23 protein-coding genes and 2 pseudogenes are annotated in these 21,464 nt (G+C 40.6%); 19 read left to right on the top strand and 6 right to left on the bottom strand.

What is annotated here, in order from left to right:
* Positions 1–23 precede the first annotated feature (23 nt).
* A complete protein-coding gene (gene pavA, locus AT689_RS08990; RefSeq protein ID WP_000006703.1) occupies positions 24–1,679 on the bottom strand; it encodes an Rqc2 family fibronectin-binding protein PavA in 1,656 nt (551 codons plus the stop codon).
* A gap of 104 nt (positions 1,680–1,783) precedes the next feature.
* Between pavA and ybeY the strand changes: the two genes are divergently transcribed.
* The 15 genes from ybeY (at position 1,784) to prsA (ending at position 14,991) form a co-directional block, all read left to right on the top strand.
* Entirely contained in the window at positions 1,784–2,281 is a 498-nt protein-coding gene (gene ybeY, locus AT689_RS08985) for an rRNA maturation RNase YbeY (protein WP_000275156.1), read from the top strand.
* Entirely contained in the window at positions 2,262–2,657 is a 396-nt protein-coding gene (locus AT689_RS08980; RefSeq protein ID WP_000378166.1) for a diacylglycerol kinase family protein, read from the top strand. The genes ybeY and AT689_RS08980 overlap by 20 nt, the downstream gene beginning before the upstream one ends.
* 16 nt (positions 2,658–2,673) lie before the next feature.
* Positions 2,674–3,573 (top strand): GTPase Era, encoded by a 900-nt coding sequence (gene era, locus AT689_RS08975; protein ID WP_000143265.1) that lies wholly within the window; start codon positions 2,674–2,676, stop codon positions 3,571–3,573.
* A 48-nt stretch (positions 3,574–3,621) separates the two neighbouring features.
* Positions 3,622–4,446 carry a DNA-formamidopyrimidine glycosylase gene (gene mutM / locus AT689_RS08970; RefSeq protein ID WP_001114574.1) on the top strand — a complete coding sequence of 275 codons (825 nt, stop codon included), beginning with the start codon at positions 3,622–3,624 and terminating at the stop codon, positions 4,444–4,446.
* Entirely contained in the window at positions 4,446–5,051 is a 606-nt protein-coding gene (gene coaE / locus AT689_RS08965; RefSeq protein ID WP_000516190.1) for a dephospho-CoA kinase, read from the top strand. The genes mutM and coaE overlap by 1 nt, the downstream gene beginning before the upstream one ends.
* Positions 5,038–6,237: a multidrug efflux MFS transporter PmrA gene (locus AT689_RS08960; protein WP_000136147.1), complete on the top strand. Its 1,200-nt coding sequence runs from the start codon at positions 5,038–5,040 to the stop codon at positions 6,235–6,237. The genes coaE and AT689_RS08960 overlap by 14 nt, the downstream gene beginning before the upstream one ends.
* Entirely contained in the window at positions 6,237–6,386 is a 150-nt protein-coding gene (rpmG, locus tag AT689_RS08955; RefSeq protein ID WP_001809104.1) for a 50S ribosomal protein L33, read from the top strand. Before AT689_RS08960 ends, rpmG begins: the two co-directional genes overlap by 1 nt.
* Positions 6,387–6,425: 39 nt before the next feature.
* A complete protein-coding gene (secG, locus tag AT689_RS08950; RefSeq protein WP_000282517.1) occupies positions 6,426–6,659 on the top strand; it encodes a preprotein translocase subunit SecG in 234 nt (77 codons plus the stop codon).
* Between the two features lie 101 nt (positions 6,660–6,760).
* The gene (gene rnr, locus AT689_RS08945) at positions 6,761–9,115 is read left to right on the top strand and encodes a ribonuclease R (protein WP_000654877.1); all 2,355 of its coding nucleotides are present in this window, start codon (positions 6,761–6,763) and stop codon (positions 9,113–9,115) included.
* Positions 9,078–9,545, top strand: a complete 468-nt coding sequence (smpB, locus tag AT689_RS08940; protein ID WP_001051753.1) for an SsrA-binding protein SmpB — start codon at positions 9,078–9,080, stop codon at positions 9,543–9,545. The genes rnr and smpB overlap by 38 nt, the downstream gene beginning before the upstream one ends.
* Before the next feature lie 15 nt (positions 9,546–9,560).
* Complete coding sequence (gene tehB / locus AT689_RS08935; protein ID WP_000413758.1) at positions 9,561–10,421, top strand: SAM-dependent methyltransferase TehB; 861 nt, start codon at positions 9,561–9,563, stop codon at positions 10,419–10,421.
* A gap of 72 nt (positions 10,422–10,493) precedes the next feature.
* Positions 10,494–11,447 (top strand): competence protein CoiA, encoded by a 954-nt coding sequence (coiA, locus tag AT689_RS08930; protein WP_000495909.1) that lies wholly within the window; start codon positions 10,494–10,496, stop codon positions 11,445–11,447.
* Positions 11,448–11,465: 18 nt separating this feature from the next.
* Positions 11,466–13,268: an oligoendopeptidase F gene (gene pepF, locus AT689_RS08925; protein WP_000244122.1), complete on the top strand. Its 1,803-nt coding sequence runs from the start codon at positions 11,466–11,468 to the stop codon at positions 13,266–13,268.
* 1 nt (position 13,269) lies between these two features.
* A complete protein-coding gene (locus AT689_RS08920; protein WP_000230399.1) occupies positions 13,270–13,983 on the top strand; it encodes an O-methyltransferase in 714 nt (237 codons plus the stop codon).
* Between the two features lie 66 nt (positions 13,984–14,049).
* On the top strand, positions 14,050–14,991 hold the full coding sequence (prsA, locus tag AT689_RS08915) for a peptidylprolyl isomerase PrsA (RefSeq protein ID WP_000727933.1): 942 nt from the start codon (positions 14,050–14,052) through the stop codon (positions 14,989–14,991).
* Between the two features lie 116 nt (positions 14,992–15,107).
* Here prsA and AT689_RS08910 read toward each other — a convergent pair.
* A pseudogene (locus AT689_RS08910) lies at positions 15,108–15,449 on the bottom strand (transposase); the annotation flags it as partial.
* A 412-nt stretch (positions 15,450–15,861) separates the two neighbouring features.
* Here AT689_RS08910 and AT689_RS12615 point away from each other — a divergent pair.
* Positions 15,862–15,957 (top strand): annotated as a pseudogene (locus AT689_RS12615) (IS630 family transposase); the annotation flags it as partial.
* A gap of 252 nt (positions 15,958–16,209) precedes the next feature.
* Here the strand turns inward: AT689_RS12615 and AT689_RS08900 are convergent.
* From AT689_RS08900 to AT689_RS08885, 4 genes are all read right to left on the bottom strand, one after another.
* Entirely contained in the window at positions 16,210–16,830 is a 621-nt protein-coding gene (locus tag AT689_RS08900; protein WP_000780813.1) for a histidine phosphatase family protein, read from the bottom strand.
* Entirely contained in the window at positions 16,830–17,312 is a 483-nt protein-coding gene (locus AT689_RS08895) for an aminoacyl-tRNA deacylase (RefSeq protein WP_001085888.1), read from the bottom strand. Before AT689_RS08895 ends, AT689_RS08900 begins: the two co-directional genes overlap by 1 nt.
* Positions 17,312–18,154 carry a DUF368 domain-containing protein gene (locus AT689_RS08890; protein WP_000954121.1) on the bottom strand — a complete coding sequence of 281 codons (843 nt, stop codon included), beginning with the start codon at positions 18,152–18,154 and terminating at the stop codon, positions 17,312–17,314. Before AT689_RS08890 ends, AT689_RS08895 begins: the two co-directional genes overlap by 1 nt.
* Positions 18,155–18,248: 94 nt before the next feature.
* Positions 18,249–19,049: a GH25 family lysozyme gene (locus AT689_RS08885; protein WP_001231222.1), complete on the bottom strand. Its 801-nt coding sequence runs from the start codon at positions 19,047–19,049 to the stop codon at positions 18,249–18,251.
* Positions 19,050–19,192: 143 nt separating this feature from the next.
* Here AT689_RS08885 and glmU point away from each other — a divergent pair, with 143 nt between their 5' ends.
* Genes glmU through macP form a run of 3 tightly spaced genes read left to right on the top strand, consistent with a single transcriptional unit; the run spans position 19,193 to position 21,453 of the window.
* A complete protein-coding gene (gene glmU / locus AT689_RS08880) occupies positions 19,193–20,572 on the top strand; it encodes a bifunctional UDP-N-acetylglucosamine diphosphorylase/glucosamine-1-phosphate N-acetyltransferase GlmU (protein WP_000064410.1) in 1,380 nt (459 codons plus the stop codon).
* A gap of 9 nt (positions 20,573–20,581) precedes the next feature.
* Entirely contained in the window at positions 20,582–21,127 is a 546-nt protein-coding gene (locus tag AT689_RS08875) for an NUDIX hydrolase (RefSeq protein WP_000393812.1), read from the top strand.
* An 11-nt stretch (positions 21,128–21,138) separates the two neighbouring features.
* Complete coding sequence (macP, locus tag AT689_RS08870) at positions 21,139–21,453, top strand: cell wall synthase accessory phosphoprotein MacP (protein ID WP_000520411.1); 315 nt, start codon at positions 21,139–21,141, stop codon at positions 21,451–21,453.
* The last annotated feature ends 11 nt before the right edge of the window (positions 21,454–21,464 follow it).

Here is a 21,464-nt window from a genome sequence, read left to right as displayed (position 1 = left end):
AAAAATCCTGATTTCAAGTAAAATCAGGATTTTTTCATGGATGCAATTTTTTTGGAGTCTGGTGTGACGCGGAGGGTCTTTTGTCCTGTGTAAGTGACAAAGCCGGGTTTTCCACCAGTTGGTTTATTGAGTTTTTTGACTTCAATCATATCTACCTGCACCAGATTCGACAGGCGCCCTTGAGAGAAGTAGGCAGCTAACTCTGCTGCGTCTGTCTTGACTGCATCAGATGGGTCAAGATTTCCTGAGATGACAACATGGCTTCCAGGAATGTCCTTAGCATGGAACCAAAGTTCCTCCTTGCGGGCCATTTTAAAGGTCAATTCCTCATTTTGAAGATTGTTTCGTCCGACATAGATGATGGTTTTGCCATCGCTTGCTAGATATTGTTCTAGTTTTTTGCGTTTCTGGATTTTCTCCCGTTGTCTTCTGCGGATAAAACCTGTTTGAATCAATTCTTCACGGATTTCAGCGATTTCTTCCAGTCCAGCTTGGTTGAGGACGGTTTCTACACTTTCCAGATAGAGAATAGTGGCTTTGGTTTCTTCAATCAAATCAGTCAAGTATTTGACAGCTTCTTTGAGTTTCTGATACCGTTTAAAATAGCGTTGGGCATTCTGGTTGGGAGTCAGAGCCTTATCAAGCGCAATCATGATAGGTTGGTTGGTATAGTAGTTGTCTAGGATAACCTGGTCTTGGTCGTTAGGCACTTGGTGGAGGAAGGTTGTCAGCAATTCTCCTTTTTGACGAAATTCTTCAGCGTTGTCTGTCGCCAGTAACTCTTTTTCCTGTTTTTTGAGTTTGTGTCGGTTTTTCTGAAGTTCATTTTCAACACGACGAATCAGTTCACTGGCCTGCTGTTTGACGCGGTCGCGCTCAGCCTTATCCTTATAGTAGGTGTCCAACAAATCAGAAAGATTTGCAAGAGGCTCTCCCACCTGATTTGCAAAAGGAACTGGACTGAAGGAAGTCTCAGTCAAGCATGGCTTGGTTTCTTGATTGAAAAAATTTCGGAAAGCGGAAAGTTTTTCACTAACCAGTATCCTTTCCAATTCATTTGCCGTATCGCGTCCCAGACCTTGAAAGAGGCTTTGAAGATTTTTTGCTGTTAGTTCTTGGGTTTGCAGGATTTCAAAGAGCTTTTCATCCTTGATAGTAAAAGGATTGAGAGATTTTGTACTTGGCGGAGCGATATAGGTCGATCCTGGAAGTAAGGTGCGGTAGCTATTTTGTGAAAAGCCGACGTGTTTGATAACTTCGAGGATTTTATGACTGCTTTTATCGACCAGTAGAATATTACTGTGTTTCCCCATAATTTCGATAATCAAGGTAGCCTGGATATGGTCTCCAATCTCGTTTTTATTGGAAACTGTAATTTCCACAATACGGTCATTTTCCACTTGCTCAATCGACTCAATCAGGGCCCCCTGCAAATACTTTCTCAAAACCATGATAAAGGTAGAAGGTTGGGCTGGATTTTCAAAAGTCGTTTGGGTCAGCTGAATGCGTCCAAAAACTGGATGGGCAGAAAGGAGCAGGCGATGGCTTTGGCGATTGCTGCGGATTTGCAAGACCAACTCTTGTTCAAAAGGCTGATTGATTTTCTGGATGCGACCATTCACTAATTCGCTTCGCAATTCCTCAACTATGTGGTGTAAAAAAAATCCGTCAAATGACATCGTTCTCTCCTTGTGATTGTATTCCATAGTATTATATCAAAAAGGTAGAATAAAATCATGGAAATGTGGTATAATAAAGCCAAGTAAAGAGAAACGAGAAGCACATGTATATTGAAATGGTAGATGAAACTGGTCAAGTTTCAAAAGAAATGTTGCAACAAACCCAAGAAATTTTGGAATTTGCAGCCCAAAAATTAGGAAAAGAAGACAAGGAGATGGCAGTCACTTTTGTGACCAATGAGCGTAGTCATGAACTTAATCTGGAGTACCGTGACACCGACCGTCCGACAGATGTCATCAGCCTTGAGTATAAACCAGAATTGGAAATTGCCTTTGACGAAGAGGATTTGCTTGAAAATCCAGAATTGGCAGAGATGATGTCTGAGTTTGATGCCTATATTGGGGAATTGTTCATCTCTATCGATAAGGCTCATGAGCAGGCCGAAGAATATGGTCACAGCTTTGAGCGTGAGATGGGCTTCTTGGCAGTACACGGCTTTTTACATATTAACGGCTATGATCACTACACTCCGGAAGAAGAAGCGGAGATGTTCGGTTTACAAGAAGAAATTTTGACAGCCTATGGACTCACAAGACAATAAACGAAAATGGAAAAATCGTGACTTGATATCCAGTTTAGAATTTGCTTTGACAGGTATTTTTACTGCTATCAAGGAAGAACGCAATATGCGAAAACACGCAGTGACGGCTCTAGTGGTCATCCTTGCAGGTTTTGTTTTTCAGGTGTCACGAATCGAATGGCTCTTTCTCCTATTGAGTATTTTCTTGGTAGTAGCCTTTGAGATTATCAACTCTGCTATTGAAAATGTGGTGGATTTGGCCAGTCACTATCACTTTTCCATGCTGGCTAAAAATGCCAAGGATATGGCGGCTGGCGCGGTATTAGTGGTTTCTCTTTTCGCAGCCTTAACAGGCGCATTGATTTTTCTCCCACGAATCTGGGATTTATTATTTTAAACAGTAAGAGGAAATTATGACTTTTAAATCAGGCTTTGTAGCCATTTTAGGACGTCCCAATGTTGGGAAGTCAACCTTTTTAAATCACGTTATGGGGCAAAAGATTGCCATCATGAGTGACAAGGCGCAGACAACGCGCAATAAAATCATGGGAATTTACACGACTGATAAGGAGCAAATTGTCTTTATCGACACACCAGGGATTCACAAACCTAAAACAGCTCTCGGAGATTTCATGGTTGAGTCTGCCTACAGTACCCTTCGCGAAGTGGACACCGTTCTTTTCATGGTGCCTGCTGATGAAGCGCGTGGTAAGGGGGACGATATGATTATCGAGCGTCTCAAGGCTGCCAAGGTTCCTGTGATTTTGGTGGTGAATAAAATCGATAAGGTCCATCCAGACCAGCTCTTGTCTCAGATTGATGACTTCCGTAATCAAATGGACTTTAAGGAAATTGTTCCAATCTCAGCCCTTCAGGGAAATAACGTGTCTCGTCTAGTGGATATTTTGAGTGAAAATCTGGATGAAGGTTTCCAATATTTCCCGTCTGATCAAATCACAGACCATCCAGAACGTTTCTTAGTTTCAGAAATGGTTCGCGAGAAAGTCTTGCACCTAACTCGTGAAGAGATTCCGCATTCTGTAGCAGTAGTTGTTGACTCTATGAAACGAGACGAAGAGACAGACAAGGTTCACATCCGTGCAACCATCATGGTCGAGCGCGATAGCCAAAAAGGGATTATCATCGGTAAAGGTGGCGCTATGCTTAAGAAAATCGGTAGCATGGCCCGTCGTGATATCGAACTCATGCTAGGAGACAAGGTCTTCCTAGAAACCTGGGTCAAGGTCAAGAAAAACTGGCGCGATAAAAAGCTAGATTTGGCTGACTTTGGCTATAATGAAAGAGAATACTAAGTAGAGGTAGGCTCATGCCTGCTTCTTGTTTTTACAGAAGGAGGACTTATGCCTGAATTACCTGAGGTTGAAACCGTTTGTCGTGGCTTAGAAAAATTGATTATAGGAAAGAAGATTTCGAGTATAGAAATTCGCTACCACAAGATGATTAAGACGGATTTGGAAGAGTTTCAAAGGGAATTGCCTAGTCAGATTATCGAGTCAATGGGACGTCGTGGAAAATATTTGCTTTTCTGCCTGACAGACAAGGTCTTGATTTCCCATTTGCGGATGGAGGGCAAGTATTTTTATTATCCAGACCAAGTGCCTGAACGCAAGCATGCCCATGTTTTCTTCCGGTTTGAAGATGGGGGCACGCTTGTTTATGAGGATGTACGCAAGTTTGGAACCATGGAACTCTTGGTGCCTGACCTTTTAGACGCCTACTTTATTTCTAAAAAATTAGGTCCTGAACCAAGCGAACAAGACTTTGATTTACAGGTCTTTCAAGCTGCCCTTGCCAAGTCCAAAAAGCCTATCAAATCCCATCTCCTAGACCAGACCTTGGTAGCTGGACTTGGCAATATCTATGTGGATGAGGTTCTCTGGCGAGCTCAGGTTCATCCAGCTAGACCTTCCCAGACTTTGACAGCAGAAGAAGCGACTGCCATTCATGACCAGACCATTGCTGTTTTGGGCCAGGCTGTTGAAAAAGGCGGTTCCACCATTCGGACCTATACCAATGCCTTTGGGGAAGATGGAAGCATGCAGGATTTTCATCAGGTCTATGATAAGACTGGTCAAGAATGTGTACGCTGTGGTACCATCATTGAGAAAATTCAACTAGGCGGACGAGGCACCCACTTTTGTCCAAACTGTCAAAGGAGGGACTGATGGGAAAAATCATCGGAATCACTGGGGGAATTGCCTCAGGTAAGTCAACTGTGACAAATTTTCTAAGACAGCAAGGCTTTCAAGCAGTGGATGCCGACGCAGTCGTCCACCAACTACAGAAACCTGGTGGTCGTCTGTTTGAGGCTCTAGTACAGCACTTTGGGCAAGAAATCATTCTTGAAAACGGAGAACTCAATCGCCCTCTCCTAGCTAGTCTCATCTTTTCAAATCCTGAAGAGCAAAAATGGTCTAATCAAATTCAAGGGGAGATTATCCGTGAGGAACTGGCTACTTTGAGAGAACAGTTGGCTCAGACAGAAGAGATTTTCTTCATGGATATTCCCCTACTTTTTGAGCAGGACTACAGCGATTGGTTTGCTGAGACTTGGTTGGTCTATGTGGACCGAGATGCCCAAGTAGAACGCTTAATGAAAAGGGACCAGTTGTCCAAAGATGAAGCTGAGTCTCGTCTGGCAGCCCAGTGGCCTTTAGAAAAAAAGAAAGATTTGGCCAGCCAGGTTCTTGATAATAATGGCAATCAGAACCAGCTTCTTAATCAAGTGCATATCCTTCTTGAGGGAGGTAGGCAAGATGACAGAGATTAACTGGAAGGATAATCTGCGTATTGCCTGGTTTGGTAATTTTCTGACAGGAGCCAGTATTTCTTTGGTTGTACCTTTTATGCCCATCTTCGTGGAAAATCTAGGTGTAGGGAGTCAGCAAGTCGCTTTTTATGCAGGCTTAGCAATTTCTGTCTCTGCTATTTCCGCGGCGCTCTTTTCTCCTATTTGGGGTATTCTTGCTGACAAATACGGCCGAAAACCCATGATGATTCGGGCAGGTCTTGCTATGACTATCACTATGGGAGGCTTGGCCTTTGTCCCAAATATCTATTGGTTAATCTTTCTTCGTTTACTAAACGGTGTATTTGCAGGTTTTGTTCCTAATGCAACGGCACTGATAGCCAGTCAGGTTCCAAAGGAGAAATCAGGCTCTGCCTTAGGTACTTTGTCTACAGGCGTAGTTGCAGGCACTCTAACTGGTCCCTTTATTGGTGGCTTTATCGCAGAATTATTTGGCATTCGTACAGTTTTCTTACTGGTTGGTAGTTTTCTATTTTTAGCTGCTATTTTGACTATTTGCTTTATCAAGGAAGATTTTCAACCAGTAGCCAAGGAAAAGGCTATTCCAACAAAGGAATTATTTACCTCGGTTAAATATCCCTATCTTTTGCTCAATCTCTTTTTAACCAGTTTTGTCATCCAATTTTCAGCTCAATCGATTGGCCCTATTTTGGCTCTTTATGTACGCGACTTAGGGCAGACAGAGAATCTTCTTTTTGTCTCTGGTTTGATTGTGTCCAGTATGGGCTTTTCCAGCATGATGAGTGCAGGAGTCATGGGCAAGCTAGGTGACAAGGTGGGCAATCATCGTCTCTTGGTTGTCGCCCAGTTTTATTCAGTCATCATCTATCTCCTCTGTGCCAATGCCTCTAGCCCCCTTCAACTAGGACTCTATCGTTTCCTCTTTGGATTGGGAACCGGTGCCTTGATTCCCGGGGTTAATGCCCTACTCAGCAAAATGACTCCCAAAGCCGGCATTTCGAGGGTCTTTGCCTTCAATCAGGTATTCTTTTATCTGGGAGGTGTTGTTGGTCCCATGGCAGGTTCTGCAGTAGCAGGTCAATTTGGCTACCATGCTGTCTTTTATGCGACGAGCCTTTGTGTTGCCTTTAGTTGTCTCTTTAACCTGATTCAATTTCGAACATTATTAAAAGTAAAGGAAATCTAGTGCGAGTAAAAATTAATCTCAAATGCTCCTCTTGTGGCAGTATCAATTACCTAACCAGTAAAAATTCAAAAACCCATCCAGACAAGATTGAGGTTTTAAAGTATTGTCCCAAGGAAAGAAAAGTAACCCTACATCTTGAATCTAAGTAGATTTTATGGTAAAATAATAGGGATTTTAAGGAGTTTGATATGTATAACCTATTATTAACCATTTTATTAGTATTATCTGTTGTGATTGTGATTGCAATTTTCATGCAACCAACCAAAAACCAATCCAGCAATGTATTTGATGCCAGTTCAGGTGATTTGTTTGAACGCAGTAAAGCTCGCGGTTTTGAAGCTGTAATGCAGCGTTTGACAGGGATTTTAGTCTTTTTCTGGCTAGCCATTGCCTTAGCATTGACGGTATTATCAAGTAGATAAGAAAATAATGGGCAGGACTAGGTCTTTGCCTCTTTTTATTTTTAAAGGATGTTTGAGAAGGTTTTACAGTAAAAGAAAATTAAAAAATCTAGAAAGAAAATATGAAAGATAGAATAAAAGAATATTTACAAGACAAGGGAAAGGTGACTGTTAATGATTTGGCTCAGGCTTTGGGAAAAGACAGTTCCAAGGATTTTCGTGAGTTGATTAAAACCTTGTCCTTAATGGAAAGAAAGCACCAAATTCGTTTTGAAGAAGATGGTAGTCTGAAATTAGAAATTAAGAAAAAACATGAGATTACCCTCAAGGGGATTTTTCATGCCCATAAAAATGGCTTTGGCTTTGTTAGTCTGGAAGGCGAGGAGGACGACCTTTTTGTAGGGAAAAATGATGTCAACTATGCTATTGCTGGTGATACCGTCGAGGTAGTGATTAAGAAAGTCGCTGACCGCAATAAGGGAACAGCAGCAGAAGCCAAAATTATTGATATCCTAGAACACAGTTTGACAACAGTTGTCGGGCAAATCGTTCTGGATCAGGAAAAACCTAAGTATGCTGGCTATATTCGTTCAAAAAATCAGAAAATCAGTCAACCGATTTATGTTAAGAAACCAGCCCTAAAATTAGAAGGAACAGAAGTTCTCAAAGTCTTTATCGATAAATACCCAAGCAAGAAACATGATTTCTTTGTCGCGAGTGTTCTCGATGTGGTGGGACACTCAACGGATGTCGGAATTGATGTTCTTGAGGTTTTGGAATCAATGGACATTGTATCCGAGTTTCCAGAAGCTGTTGTTAAGGAAGCAGAAAGTGTGCCTGATGCTCCGTCTCAAAAGGATATGGAAGGTCGTCTGGATCTAAGAGATGAAATTACCTTTACCATTGACGGTGCGGATGCCAAGGACTTGGACGATGCAGTGCATATCAAGGCTCTGAAAAATGGCAATCTGGAGCTTGGGGTTCACATCGCAGATGTTTCTTATTATGTGACCGAGGGGTCTGCCCTTGACAAGGAAGCCCTTAACCGTGCGACTTCTGTTTACGTGACAGACCGAGTGGTGCCAATGCTTCCAGAACGACTATCAAATGGCATCTGCTCTCTCAATCCCCAAGTTGACCGCCTGACCCAGTCTGCTATTATGGAGATTGATAAACATGGTCGTGTGGTCAACTATACCATTACACAAACAGTTATCAAGACCAGTTTTCGTATGACCTATAGCGATGTCAATGATATCCTAGCTGGCGATGAAGAAAAGAGAAAAAAATATCATAAAATTGTACCAAGTATCGAACTCATGGCCAAGCTTCATGAAACTTTAGAAAACATGCGTGTGAAACGTGGAGCTCTCAATTTTGATACCAATGAAGCGAAGATTTTAGTGGATAAACAAGGTAAGCCTGTTGATATCGTTCTTCGGCAGCGTGGTATTGCCGAGCGGATGATTGAGTCTTTTATGTTGATGGCTAATGAAACAGTTGCCGAACATTTCAGCAAGTTGGATTTGCCTTTTATCTATCGAATTCACGAGGAGCCTAAGGCTGAAAAGGTTCAGAAGTTTATTGATTATGCTTCGAGTTTTGGCTTGCGCATTTATGGGACTGCCAGTGAGATTAGTCAGGAGGCACTTCAAGACATCATGCGTGCTGTTGAGGGAGAATCTTATGCAGATGTATTGTCCATGATGCTTCTTCGCTCTATGCAGCAGGCTCGTTATTCGGAGCACAATTACGGCCACTATGGACTAGCTGCTGACTATTATACTCACTTTACCAGTCCAATTCGTCGTTATCCAGACCTTCTTGTTCACCGTATGATTCGGGATTACGGCCGTTCTAAGGAAATAGCAGAGCATTTTGAACAAGTGATTCCAGAGATTGCGACCCAGTCTTCCAACCGTGAACGTCGTGCCATAGAAGCTGAGCGTGAAGTCGAAGCCATGAAAAAGGCTGAGTATATGGAAGAATACGTGGGTGAAGAGTATGATGCAGTTGTATCAAGTATTGTCAAATTCGGTCTCTTTGTCGAATTGCCAAACACAGTTGAAGGCTTGATTCACATCACTAATCTACCTGAATTTTATCATTTCAATGAGCGTGATTTGACTCTTCGTGGAGAAAAATCAGGTATCACTTTCCGAGTGGGTCAGCAGATCCGTATCCGTGTTGAAAGAGCGGATAAAATGACTGGAGAGATTGATTTTTCATTCGTACCTAGTGAGTTTGATGTGATTGAAAAAGGCTTGAAACAGTCTAGTCGTAGTGGCAGAGGGCGTGGTTCAAATCGTCGTTCGGATAAGAAGGAAGACAAGAGAAAATCAGGACGCTCAAATGATAAGCGTAAGCATTCACAAAAAGACAAGAAGAAAAAAGGAAAGAAACCTTTTTACAAGGAAGTAGCTAAGAAAGGAGCCAAGCATGGCAAAGGGCGAGGGAAAGGTCGTCGCACAAAATAAAAAGGCACGCCACGACTATACAATCGTAGATACGCTAGAGGCAGGGATGGTCCTGACTGGAACTGAAATCAAGAGTGTACGAGCTGCTCGAATTAATCTCAAGGATGGCTTTGCTCAAGTGAAAAATGGAGAAGTTTGGCTGAGCAATGTTCATATCGCGCCTTACGAAGAGGGCAATATCTGGAACCAGGAACCAGAACGTCGTCGTAAACTCCTGCTCCATAAAAGGCAAATTCAAAAATTGGAACAAGAGACCAAAGGGACAGGAATGACCTTAGTTCCCCTTAAGGTCTATATAAAAGATGGCTACGCTAAGCTTCTTTTAGGACTTGCCAAAGGGAAGCATGACTATGACAAACGGGAGTCTATCAAACGTCGTGAGCAAAATCGAGATATCGCGCGTGTGATGAAAGCTGTTAATCAGCGATAAAAAGAGGAATTGAAAATGGAAAAATTAGTTGCCTATAAACGCATGCCTTTGTGGAATAAACAAACAATGCCTGAAGCTGTTCAGCAAAAGCACAATACAAAAGTTGGGACTTGGGGGAAAATTACTGTCTTGAAGGGAGCTCTCAAGTTTATTGAATTGACAGAAGAAGGGGAAGTTCTAGCTGAACACCTCTTTGAAGCAGGGGCAGACAATCCAATGGCCCAACCTCAAGCCTGGCACCGAGTGGAAGCTGCCACAGATGATGTGGAATGGTACTTGGAATTTTATTGTAAACCTGAGGATTATTTTGCTAAAAAATACAATACCAATCCTGTTCATTCAGAGGTCCTAGAGGCCATGGAGACAGTGAAACAAGGGAAAGCTTTGGATTTGGGTTGTGGTCAGGGGCGTAATTCTCTTTTTCTAGCCCAGCAAGATTTTGATGTGACGGCTGTAGATCAAAATGGACTAGCTCTTGAAATCTTGCAAAGCATTGTGGAGCAGGAAGATTTGGACATGCCTGTTGGCCTTTACGATATCAATTCAGCTAGCATTGAACAAGAATATGATTTTATCGTTTCAACAGTTGTTCTCATGTTTCTACAAGCGGACCGCATTCCAGCTATTATTCAAAATATGCAGGAGAAAACCAGTGTTGGTGGTTACAACCTTATCGTTTGTGCCATGGACACGGAGGATTATCCTTGCTCGGTTAACTTCCCATTCACCTTTAAAGAAGGAGAACTGGCAGACTATTACAAGGATTGGGAATTGGTTAAGTACAATGAAAATCCAGGCCATTTGCACCGTCGCGATGAGAATGGCAATCGTATTCAACTACGCTTTGCGACCTTACTAGCTAAGAAAATCAAGTAAACACACATGAAGATTAGGAATTTTCCTGATCTTTTTTCTTTTTTACGAATGATATAGAAAAGGAGGGAATTCATGTTTGTTGCGAGAGATGCTAGGGGAGAATTGGTAAATGTGTTAGAGGATAAACTTGAGAAGCAAGCATACACCTGCCCAGCTTGTGGAGGCCAGCTCCATTTGCGTCAAGGACCAAGTGTACGGACGCATTTTGCCCATAAATCCTTAAAAGACTGTGATTTTTTCTTTGAAAATGAAAGTCCAGAACACCTGGCCAATAAGGAATCCCTCTATCACTGGTTGAAAAAAGAGACAAAGGTTCAATTAGAGTACCCGCTTTCAGAACTTAAACAGATTGCGGATGTATTTGTAAATGGCAATCTAGCTCTAGAAGTTCAGTGTAGTCCCTTGCCTCAGAAAGTCCTTAAAGAGCGAAGTGAGGGATATCGTAGTCAGGGTTACCAAGTACTGTGGTTGCTGGGTCAAAAACTGTGGCTCAAGGAGCGTTTGACTCGTCTACAGCAAGGTTTTCTTTATTTCAGTCAAAACATGGGCTTTTATGTTTGGGAATTAGACAAGGAAAAACAAGTTTTAAGACTCAAATACCTGATTTACCAGGATCTCCGCGGTAAACTCCATTATCAAATCAAGGAATTTTCCTATGGTCAAGGTAGTTTATTGGAAATATTGCGTCTTCCCTATAAGAGACAAAAAATATCTCATTTTACAGTTTCTGAGGACAAGGACATCTGTCGCTATATCCGGCAACAACTTTATTATCAAAATCTCTTTTGGATGAAAGAACAAGCAGAAGCCTATCAAAAGGGAGAAAATATCCTGACTTATGGACTGAAAGAATGGTATCCACAAATTCGACCAATAGTGGGCAAATTTTTCCAGATTGAACAAGACTTGACTAGCTATTATCAGCACTTTTATACCTATTACCAAAAAAATCCTCAAAATGATTGGCAAAAGCTTTATCCACCAGCCTTTTATCAGCAATATTTCTTGAAAAATATGGTAGAATAGAAAGGATGGAGGAATCTAATGGTATTACAAAGAAATGAAATAAATGAAAAAGATACATGGGATCTATCAACGATCTACCCAACTGACCAGGCTTGGGAAGAAGCCTTAAAAGATTTAACAGAACAATTGGAGACAGTAGCCCAGTATGAAGGCCATCTCTTGGATAGTGCGGATAACCTACTAGAAATCACTGAATTTTCTCTTGAAATGGAACGCCAGATAGAGAAGCTTTACGTTTATGCTCATATGAAGAATGACCAGGATACACGTGAAGCTAAGTATCAAGAGTACTATGCCAAGGCCATGACACTCTACAGCCAGTTAGACCAAGCCTTTTCATTCTATGAGCCTGAATTTATGGAGATTAGCGAAAAGCAGTATGCTGACTTTTTAGAAGCTCAACCAAAGCTGCAGGTTTATCAACACTATTTTGACAAGCTCTTGCAAGGCAAGGATCACGTTCTCTCACAACGTGAAGAAGAATTATTGGCTGGAGCTGGAGAAATCTTTGGTTCAGCAAGTGAAACCTTTGCTATCTTGGACAATGCGGATATTGTGTTCCCTTATGTCCTAGACGATGATGGTAAAGAAGTTCAGCTATCTCATGGGACTTACACACGTTTGATGGAGTCTAAAAAACGTGAGGTTCGTCGTGGTGCCTATCAAGCTCTTTATGCGACTTACGAACAATTCCAACACACCTATGCCAAAACCTTGCAAACCAATGTTAAGGTGCAAAATTACCGTGCTAAAGTTCGTAACTACAAGAGTGCTCGTCATGCAGCCCTCGCAGCGAATTTTGTTCCAGAAAGTGTTTATGACAATTTGGTAGCAGCAGTTCGCAAGCATTTGCCACTCTTACATCGCTATCTTGAGCTTCGTTCAAAAATCTTGGGGATTTCAGATCTCAAGATGTACGATGTCTACACACCGCTTTCATCTGTTGAATACAGTTTTACCTACCAAGAAGCCTTGAAAAAAGCAGAAGATGCTTTGGCAGTCTTGGGTGAGGATTACTTGAGCCGTGTTAAACGTGCCTTCAGCGAGCGTTGGATTGATGTTTACGAAAATCAAGGCAAGCGTTCAGGTGCCTACTCTGGTGGTTCTTACGATACCAATGCCTTTATGCTTCTCAACTGGCAGGACAATCTGGACAATCTCTTTACTCTTGTTCATGAAACAGGTCACAGTATGCATTCAAGCTATACTCGTGAAACTCAGCCTTATGTTTACGGAGATTACTCTATCTTTTTGGCTGAGATTGCCTCAACTACCAATGAAAATATCTTGACGGAGAAATTATTGGAAGAAGTGGAAGACGACGCAACACGCTTTGCTATTCTCAATAACTTCCTAGATGGTTTCCGTGGAACAGTTTTCCGCCAAACTCAATTTGCTGAGTTTGAACACGCCATTCACCAAGCAGATCAAAATGGGGAGGTCTTGACAAGCGATTTCCTAAATAAACTCTACGCAGACTTGAACCAAGAGTATTATGGTTTGAGTAAGGAAGACAATCCTGAAATCCAATACGAGTGGGCTCGTATTCCACACTTCTACTATAACTACTATGTATATCAATATTCAACTGGCTTTGCGGCCGCCTCAGCCTTGGCTGAAAAAATTGTCCATGGTAGTCAAGAAGACCGTGACCGCTATATCGACTACCTCAAGGCAGGTAAGTCGGACTATCCACTTAATGTCATGAGAAAAGCTGGTGTTGATATGGAGAAGGAAGACTACCTCAACGATGCCTTTGCAGTCTTTGAACGCCGTTTAAATGAGTTTGAAGCCCTTGTTGAAAAATTAGGATTGGCATAAAATGGTTGAATCGTATAGTAAGAATGCTAACCATAACATGCGTCGTCCTGTCGTCAAAGAAGAAATTGTAGACTTGATGCGTCAGCGTCAAAAGCAGGTCACAGGTTTCTTGAAAGAATTGGAAGACTTTGCCCGCAAGGAAAATATTCCTATTATTCCCCATGAAACGGTTGCTTATTTCCGTTTTCTTATGGAAACCATGCAGCCTAAAAATATTCTGGAAATTGGGACGGCTATCGGTTTTTCAGCTCTCTTGATGGCTGAACATGCGCCAAATGCTAAGATTACAACTATTGATCGTAATCCAGAAATGATTGGTTTTGCCAAGGAAAATTTTGCCCAGTTTGACAGTCGCAAGCAAATCACTCTCCTAGAGGGAGATGCGGTGGATGTCTTATCTACACTGACAGAGTCTTATGATTTCGTCTTTATGGATTCTGCCAAGTCTAAATACATCGTCTTTCTGCCAGAAATCCTCAAACATTTGGAAGTTGGTGGTGTGGTTGTCTTGGATGATATTTTTCAAGGTGGTGATGTTGCCAAGGATATTATGGAAGTCCGTCGTGGTCAGCGAACCATTTATCGAGGCCTTCAAAAATTATTTGATGCAACCTTAGACAATCCAGAACTCACCGCAACATTAGTGCCTTTAGGAGATGGTATTCTCATGCTTCGTAAAAATGTAGCAGATGTTCAACTGTCTGAAAGCGAATGATTTTCAGAAAAATTTAAGAAAAAATAGTAAAATAGATAGAGTAACACTTATCTCAAAGGAGTAGACATGAAGAAAAAATTATTGGCAGGTGCCATCACACTATTATCAGTAGCAACTTTAGCAGCTTGTTCGAAAGGGTCAGAAGGGGCAGACCTTATCAGCATGAAAGGGGATATCATCACAGAACATCAATTTTATGAGCAAGTGAAAAACAACCCTTCAGCCCAACAAGTCTTGTTAAATATGACCATCCAAAAAGTTTTTGAAAAACAATATGGCTCAGAGCTTGATGATAAAGAGGTTGATGATACTATTGCCGAAGAAAAAAAACAATATGGCGAAAACTACCAACGTGTCTTGTCACAAGCAGGTATGACTCTTGAAACACGTAAAGCTCAAATTCGTACAAGTAAATTAGTTGAGTTGGCAGTTAAGAAGGTAGCAGAAGCTGAATTGACAGATGAAGCCTATAAGAAAGCCTTTGATGAGTACACTCCAGATGTAACGGCTCAAATCATCCGTCTTAATAATGAAGATAAGGCCAAAGAAGTTCTCGAAAAAGCCAAGGCAGAAGGTGCTGATTTTGCTCAATTAGCCAAAGATAATTCAACTGATGAAAAAACAAAAGAAAATGGTGGAGAAATTACCTTTGATTCTGCTTCAACAGAAGTACCTGAGCAAGTCAAAAAAGCCGCTTTCGCTTTAGATGTGGATGGTGTTTCTGATGTGATTACAGCAACTGGCACACAAGCCTACAGTAGCCAATATTACATTGTAAAACTCACTAAGAAAACAGAAAAATCATCTAATATTGATGACTACAAAGAAAAATTAAAAACTGTTATCTTGACTCAAAAACAAAATGATTCAACATTTGTTCAAAGCATTATCGGAAAAGAATTGCAAGCAGCCAATATCAAGGTTAAGGACCAAGCCTTCCAAAATATCTTTACCCAATATATCGGTGGTGGAGATTCAAGCTCAAGCAGTAGTACATCAAACGAATAGTCCAAATCAATGAGTCAGGGAAAAAAACTCGACTTCAGGAAAAAATGAAGCAAACATTCCCACAATAAAACGCATAGTACAAGGTTTGTACTGACCCCAAAAGTTAGACAATTAATTTATCTGAAGGATTTAGTTCTGTATTGCACAGGGCTAAGTCCTTTTAGTTTTACCTTAATTCTCTTATTGTTGTAATAATCAATATAGTCTATAATGGCTTGTTCCAATTGATTAAGTGATTTAAATGTTTGCTCATAGCCATAAAACATTTCGGATTTTAAAATGCCAAAGAAAGATTCCATCCTATCGTTGTCTTGGCTGTTTCCTTTGCGTGACATAGATGCTTGAATTCCCTTACTCTCTAGGAAGCAATGATAAGAATCGTGTTGGTATTGCCAGCCTTGGTCACTATGGAGAATCGTATTCTCGTAGTGCTTCTCTTTGAATGCCTGTTCCAACATTAACGATCAATCAATTTAATCATGTACCTAATATTAGAATTGTTTATCCCAAATTTATTTGAAAGCTTCTCTAAGCTATATCCTTGTTTTCTAAGTTCATAGATCTGAACTTTATCATCATAAGTTAATTTCATAATAAAAACACCCCAAAAGTTAGATTTTTTCTGTCTAACTTTTGGGGTGTAGTTCATGTACACCTGATATGATGCGTTTTATAATTTTAAAGACTTTTTGACCAGCCTCATTTTTTTAACTTGATACTCAGTGAAAAGCAAAGATTAAACTAGGAAGCTAGCTGTAGGCTGCTCAAAGAACAGCTTTGAGGTTGCAGATAAAACTTGTGAGGTAACCAACATATATAATGTGAAGCTGACGTGGTTTGAATAGATTTTAGAAGGGTATGAGTCTGGAAGTTTTAATGGATAATGCAAGATTCCATAGAATGGGTAAGCTAGAGTTCTTATGTGAAGAGTTTGGGCATAAACTTTTACCTTTTCCTCCCTACTCATATTAGTATAGAAAAGTGAATCTAAAATAGTACATAACTGCTTCTAAAACATTCTTATAAATTGATTTAAATTCTCAAATCATATTATTCAGTTCTTATTTCATTTTGCTCTACAATCCTGTTGAGAAGACACGTGTTCATATCAAAAAGGTATTGGCAAGTTGAAATACCTTTTTACAAGGTTCTTTTGTCTTATTTTTGTTTCAACTGACTATATCTCCTATGGTTCTAGTTCAGAAGGCTAGGCTATAATTATGATTGATAAGAAGTATCATTCCAAGTATTGAGAGTGAATGTTTCAAAATCATGGGTTTCTATAATGGTCAGGCTGGCATTTGCTAGACCGCCATCTTTACGAAGAAGTGGTTCTTTATAGCCTAGGAGAGTACGAAGACTGGCAGTAAGATTGGCGCCGTGTCCGACAATTAGAATACGCTCAGCTGGACTATCTTTTAATGATTTGATAAATTGGATGGTCCGCTGAGTTGTACTATAGAGGGATTCGGCTCCGAACATTCGAGTGTCAAATTGAGCAAGATTTGAACGAAAAGCCTGGATTTGTTGCGGGTAAATAGCTTCCAGAGTTGCAATTTTCAAACCTTCTAACTTCCCAAGTTGCCATTCACGGAGATTAGGAACGATTTCTAAAGAACAGGGGGTATGGAGTTGACTTTGGATAATCTCAGCAGATTTGACCGCTCGAGGTAAATCACTTGAATAAATCTGATCAAAAGGAATTTCCTTGAGATACTGACCAAGTCGTTTTAGGGTTTCAATGGATTCAGGAAGAAGAGGAGAATCACCGCTAGCACCTTGAAAACGACCTTCTTGGTTCCAGAGGGTACGACCGTGGCGGACAAAGTAGAGTTTCATTACTTGATGTCCTCCAAAATATCTACAAAATCTGCCTTTACAAAGCTAGCCAAGTCTTGTGGCGCGACGATAATGCTGTGTCCGACTTCGCCTGCAGAGACAATCATTCGATCCAAATCTAGAGCAATTTTATCGATAAAAATGGGATAATTGTGTTTCTGACGAATTCCGACAGGATTATTGGCTCCATGAATGTAACCAGTTGTTTTTTCTAAGTCCTTTTGTGGAATCATGCTCACTTTTTTATTGCCAGAAATTTTAGCTAGTTTCTTTTCAGACAAGTGCTGAGTGATAGGGACAATTCCGATAATCGGTCCGGTCTTGTCTCCCAAAAGCGCCAAGGTTTTGAAAATCTGATCTCGTTCATAACCTTGAGGAAGCTCTCCTTCTAGGGCATTGATTTGAATCCCCTGATGAGGGATAGCTGCTTTAGATAGGATTTGTTCCACCAATGTTTTTTTGATTTTAACTTTTTTTGCCATTATTTATATTTATCCTCCAATTGACTCATCCAAATACCAAGCCAGATTCCCAGCGCAAAGAAGAAGGCGATGATGACATAACCGACAAGTGAAAGTCCTGTGTATTGGATACTTTCAGCGTTTCCTGCATTTGGAATTAAGATCAAAAGGGTACTTGATAGGACGATACCGATGATGAAATGATAGACGCGTGAGTGGTAGTTGTTTAAGGCATAATCCATCAATTTTGAAAAAACGATGAGAGTTGCACCTGCACCAATTCCAATCGGAAAGAAGGTTCCCAAGAGATCAAAAGTTTTAAAACCAGTCAAGATAGGAGCATAGAGTCCCAAAATCAAAAGTAAATTCGATGGGCTGAGGCCAGGAACCAAGACGCCAAGGGCCAATAGTGCGCCTGCTAGGACGAAGTTAAGAAAGCTGGCGCTTAAGGTTCCAACGACAAAATTTAAGGCATATAGTCCTAATCCAGAAATGATAAAGGTTGTCCATAACCAAGCTAAATCAATCTTGTCTCGGTCAGATTCTCGAGTTGATTCTTTGAGGAGGCTAGGAACTGTACCGATAATAGCTCCCGCAAAGCTCCATAATACAAAGACCTGATAATTTTCAAGCAGGTATTCAATCGGGTAGGAAAATAAGCCGATTCCCAGAAGCATACCGATGGCAACTGGAATAAAGTACAAAACATTTTCTTTAAGGTCTTTAAAGGGATGGGCCAGAAAGCCAATCATTCGTTCATAGATTCCTAAGATTGCTGCTAGAACTCCTCCGGAAATTCCCGGTAGGATAAATCCAAGAGCAATTACAATCCCTTTAATAACGCGTGCTAACCATGAGAGCATATATTTCCTCCAACTATTTCTATTTCAAAAAATCCTTACTATATTGTATCACAATCAGACACAAAAAGAAAAAGCAAATGATAAACAAATGCTTTTAAGGTTTTAAAAAAAGCTTTCGAAAGGTTTCTTCTTTATTTTTTAAGGGAGAGATAACGTTGATATCTAAATCGTGGTCAAAGCCGGCAATTTTTCCTTTAGATGTGTATTGGTGAATATCATAATCTAAATCAGTTTTAGGACTGCTCTCCAAAAATCCTGAGTCTGAGCCGTAGGACGGAATCCAAACAGAGGTAAACTTGCCTGTATCAATACTGTGTTCTTCCATGAAGTAGACACCAACGTAGATGCCGATGTTTTTAGCACCTAGTGATGCTAGTTTTGCTCGAAAGTTTTCGACACCTTCGTTCATATTAGACATGGTTTTGTCTTCCACGTCAAGCCAATAGTAACTAGGGCTGTAAGGAGAGGCAGCATTGTAGAAAACTTCGGCAGCCTTTTCCATTTCTTGGACACTTTTTCCAGCTACATAAGCGTAGACAGCAACTGGGACATTCCGCTTTTGAAGTTCAGTGATATGACTCTTATAGGCCTTGTCTATTCCATTGATAAATGAAGCATCATTTTCTTTTGTCGTTTGAGCACCACTGTGAACACGAACAATAGCACCTGAAATATTTTGTGAGAGGGCATCGTAGTTGATTTCCTCAGGACGCTGCCAGCCAGAGAGGTCAATAATCGGTTTGTCTAAGTGTTTCAAAGCCTGTGCTTCAATCTGTGCTATATTGGATTTTGTTTTAAACGATTGGTTGTCATTAAGTGGGCGATTGATGATTAAAATGAACATCATAATCCCAAAAAAACTAAATAAAATAAGTGGATGAATTTGTTTTCTCATATCTTATAATTCTACCCTAAAAATCAAAAAAAATCAAAAAAATGGGTTAAGGAAGAGACTTTAGAGCATTTTTTCATTCAAGAGTGCGGAATGATTTGAAATATGGTATAATAAAAGGGAATTTCTACAGAAAAGAGAAGATTATGTCAAATTTTGCCATTATTTTAGCAGCGGGTAAAGGGACTCGCATGAAATCTGATTTGCCAAAAGTTTTGCACAAGGTTGCGGGTATTTCTATGTTGGAACATGTTTTCCGTAGTGTGGGAGCTATCCAACCTGAAAAGACAGTAACAGTTGTAGGACACAAGGCAGAATTGGTTGAGGAGGTCTTGGCTGGACAGACAGAATTTGTGACTCAATCTGAACAGTTGGGAACTGGTCATGCAGTTATGATGACAGAACCTATCTTAGAAAGTTTGTCAGGACACACCTTGGTCATTGCAGGAGATACTCCTTTAATCACTGGTGAAAGCTTGAAAAACTTGATTGATTTCCATATCAATCATAAAAATGTGGCCACTATCTTGACTGCTGAAACGGATAATCCTTTTGGCTATGGACGAATTGTTCGTAATGACAATGCTGAGGTTCTTCGTATTGTTGAGCAGAAGGATGCTACAGATTTTGAAAAGCAAATCAAGGAAATCAACACTGGAACATACGTCTTTGACAACAAGCGTTTGTTTGAGGCTTTGAAAAATATCAATACCAATAACGCTCAAGGCGAATACTATATTACAGACGTCATTGGTATTTTCCGTGAAACTGGTGAAAAAGTTGGCGCTTATACTTTGAAAGATTTTGATGAAAGTCTTGGGGTAAATGACCGTGTGGCGCTTGCGACAGCTGAGTCAGTTATGCGTCGTCGCATCAATCATAAACACATGGTCAACGGTGTTAGCTTTGTCAATCCAGAAGCAACTTATATCGATATTGATGTTGAGATTGCTTCGGAAGTTCAAATCGAAGCCAATGTTACCTTGAAAGGGCAAACGAAAATTGGTGCTGAGACTGTTTTGACAAACGGTACTTATGTAGTGGACAGCACTATCGGAGCAGGAGCGGTCATTACCAATTCTATGATTGAGGAAAGTAGTGTTGCAGACGGTGTGACAGTCGGTCCTTATGCTCACATTCGTCCAAATTCAAGTCTGGGTGCCCAAGTTCATATTGGTAACTTTGTTGAGGTGAAAGGATCTTCAATCGGTGAGAATACCAAGGCTGGTCATTTGACTTATATCGGAAACTGTGAAGTGGGAAGCAACGTTAATTTCGGTGCTGGAACTATTACAGTCAACTATGACGGCAAAAACAAATACAAGACAGTCATTGGAGACAATGTCTTTGTTGGTTCAAATTCAACCATTATTGCACCAGTAGAACTTGGTGACAATTCCCTCGTTGGTGCTGGTTCAACTATTACTAAAGACGTGCCAGCAGATGCTATTGCTATTGGTCGCGGTCGTCAGATCAATAAAGACGAATATGCAACACGTCTTCCTCATCATCCTAAGAACCAGTAGGAGCCTATCATGGAGTTTGAAGAAAAAACGCTTAGCCGAAAAGAAATCTATCAAGGACCAATATTTAAACTGGTCCAAGATCAGGTTGAATTACCAGAAGGCAAGGGAACTGCCCAACGGGATTTGATTTTCCACAATGGGGCTGTCTGTGTTTTAGCAGTAACGGATGAACAAAAACTTATCTTGGTCAAGCAGTACCGCAAAGCTATCGAGGCTGTCTCTTACGAAATTCCAGCCGGAAAATTGGAAGTAGGAGAAAACACAGCCCCTGTCGCAGCTGCCCTTCGTGAATTAGAGGAAGAAACAGCCTATACAGGGAAATTAGAACTCTTGTACGATTTTTATTCAGCTATTGGCTTTTGTAATGAGAAGTTAAAACTATATTTAGCAAGCGATTTGACAAAAGTGGAAAATCCGCGTCCGCAGGATGAGGATGAAACCTTGGAAGTCCTTGAAGTGAGCTTAGAAGAAGCGAAAGAATTAATCCAATCAGGTCATATCTGTGATGCCAAGACAATTATGGCTGTTCAGTATTGGGAGTTGCAGAAAAAATAGAGGAGGTCAGTATGGGTAAATCTTTATTAACGGATGAAATGATTGAAAGAGCTAATAGAGGCGAAAAAATTTCAGGTCCTCCTTTGCTGGATGATAATGAGGAAACTAAGATTTTACCAACCTCTTCTTCCCGTTTTGGTTATGCCAATCCTAAGGATCATGGTTTTAGCCAGGAAACCTTGAAGATTCAGGTCGAACCATCTATTCATAAAAGCCGTCGCATTGAAAATACCAAGAGAAATGTCTTCAATTCTAAGTTGAATAAAATCTTATTCGCGGTCATCTTTCTCTTGATTTTGCTTGTTTTAGCAATGAAACTTTTGTAATAGAAAAGGAA

The organism is Streptococcus pneumoniae (genome assembly GCF_001457635.1).
GTDB lineage: Bacteria > Bacillota > Bacilli > Lactobacillales > Streptococcaceae > Streptococcus > Streptococcus pneumoniae.
This window is presented reverse-complemented; position numbering and strand designations above follow the sequence as displayed.

Bases quoted from the DNA above. Each gene is read 5' to 3' on its own strand.
- smpB (WP_001051753.1), top strand. From the start codon at position 9,078: ATGGCAAAGGGCGAGGGAAAGGTCGTCGCACAAAATAAAAAGGCACGC.
- AT689_RS08895 (WP_001085888.1), bottom strand. From the start codon at position 17,312: ATGGCAAAAAAAGTTAAAATCAAAAAAACATTGGTGGAACAAATCCTA.
- AT689_RS08875 (WP_000393812.1), top strand. From the start codon at position 20,582: ATGGAGTTTGAAGAAAAAACGCTTAGCCGAAAAGAAATCTATCAAGGA.
- AT689_RS08885 (WP_001231222.1), bottom strand. From the start codon at position 19,049: ATGAGAAAACAAATTCATCCACTTATTTTATTTAGTTTTTTTGGGATT.
- AT689_RS08900 (WP_000780813.1), bottom strand. From the start codon at position 16,830: ATGAAACTCTACTTTGTCCGCCACGGTCGTACCCTCTGGAACCAAGAA.
- AT689_RS08960 (WP_000136147.1), top strand. From the start codon at position 5,038: ATGACAGAGATTAACTGGAAGGATAATCTGCGTATTGCCTGGTTTGGT.
- AT689_RS08920 (WP_000230399.1), top strand. From the start codon at position 13,270: ATGGTTGAATCGTATAGTAAGAATGCTAACCATAACATGCGTCGTCCT.
- ybeY (WP_000275156.1), top strand. From the start codon at position 1,784: ATGTATATTGAAATGGTAGATGAAACTGGTCAAGTTTCAAAAGAAATG.
- pepF (WP_000244122.1), top strand. From the start codon at position 11,466: ATGGTATTACAAAGAAATGAAATAAATGAAAAAGATACATGGGATCTA.
- AT689_RS08980 (WP_000378166.1), top strand. From the start codon at position 2,262: ATGGACTCACAAGACAATAAACGAAAATGGAAAAATCGTGACTTGATA.
- prsA (WP_000727933.1), top strand. From the start codon at position 14,050: ATGAAGAAAAAATTATTGGCAGGTGCCATCACACTATTATCAGTAGCA.
- macP (WP_000520411.1), top strand. From the start codon at position 21,139: ATGGGTAAATCTTTATTAACGGATGAAATGATTGAAAGAGCTAATAGA.
- coiA (WP_000495909.1), top strand. From the start codon at position 10,494: ATGTTTGTTGCGAGAGATGCTAGGGGAGAATTGGTAAATGTGTTAGAG.
- era (WP_000143265.1), top strand. From the start codon at position 2,674: ATGACTTTTAAATCAGGCTTTGTAGCCATTTTAGGACGTCCCAATGTT.
- pavA (WP_000006703.1), bottom strand. From the start codon at position 1,679: ATGTCATTTGACGGATTTTTTTTACACCACATAGTTGAGGAATTGCGA.
- mutM (WP_001114574.1), top strand. From the start codon at position 3,622: ATGCCTGAATTACCTGAGGTTGAAACCGTTTGTCGTGGCTTAGAAAAA.
- rnr (WP_000654877.1), top strand. From the start codon at position 6,761: ATGAAAGATAGAATAAAAGAATATTTACAAGACAAGGGAAAGGTGACT.
- AT689_RS08890 (WP_000954121.1), bottom strand. From the start codon at position 18,154: ATGCTCTCATGGTTAGCACGCGTTATTAAAGGGATTGTAATTGCTCTT.
- coaE (WP_000516190.1), top strand. From the start codon at position 4,446: ATGGGAAAAATCATCGGAATCACTGGGGGAATTGCCTCAGGTAAGTCA.
- tehB (WP_000413758.1), top strand. From the start codon at position 9,561: ATGGAAAAATTAGTTGCCTATAAACGCATGCCTTTGTGGAATAAACAA.
- secG (WP_000282517.1), top strand. From the start codon at position 6,426: ATGTATAACCTATTATTAACCATTTTATTAGTATTATCTGTTGTGATT.
- glmU (WP_000064410.1), top strand. From the start codon at position 19,193: ATGTCAAATTTTGCCATTATTTTAGCAGCGGGTAAAGGGACTCGCATG.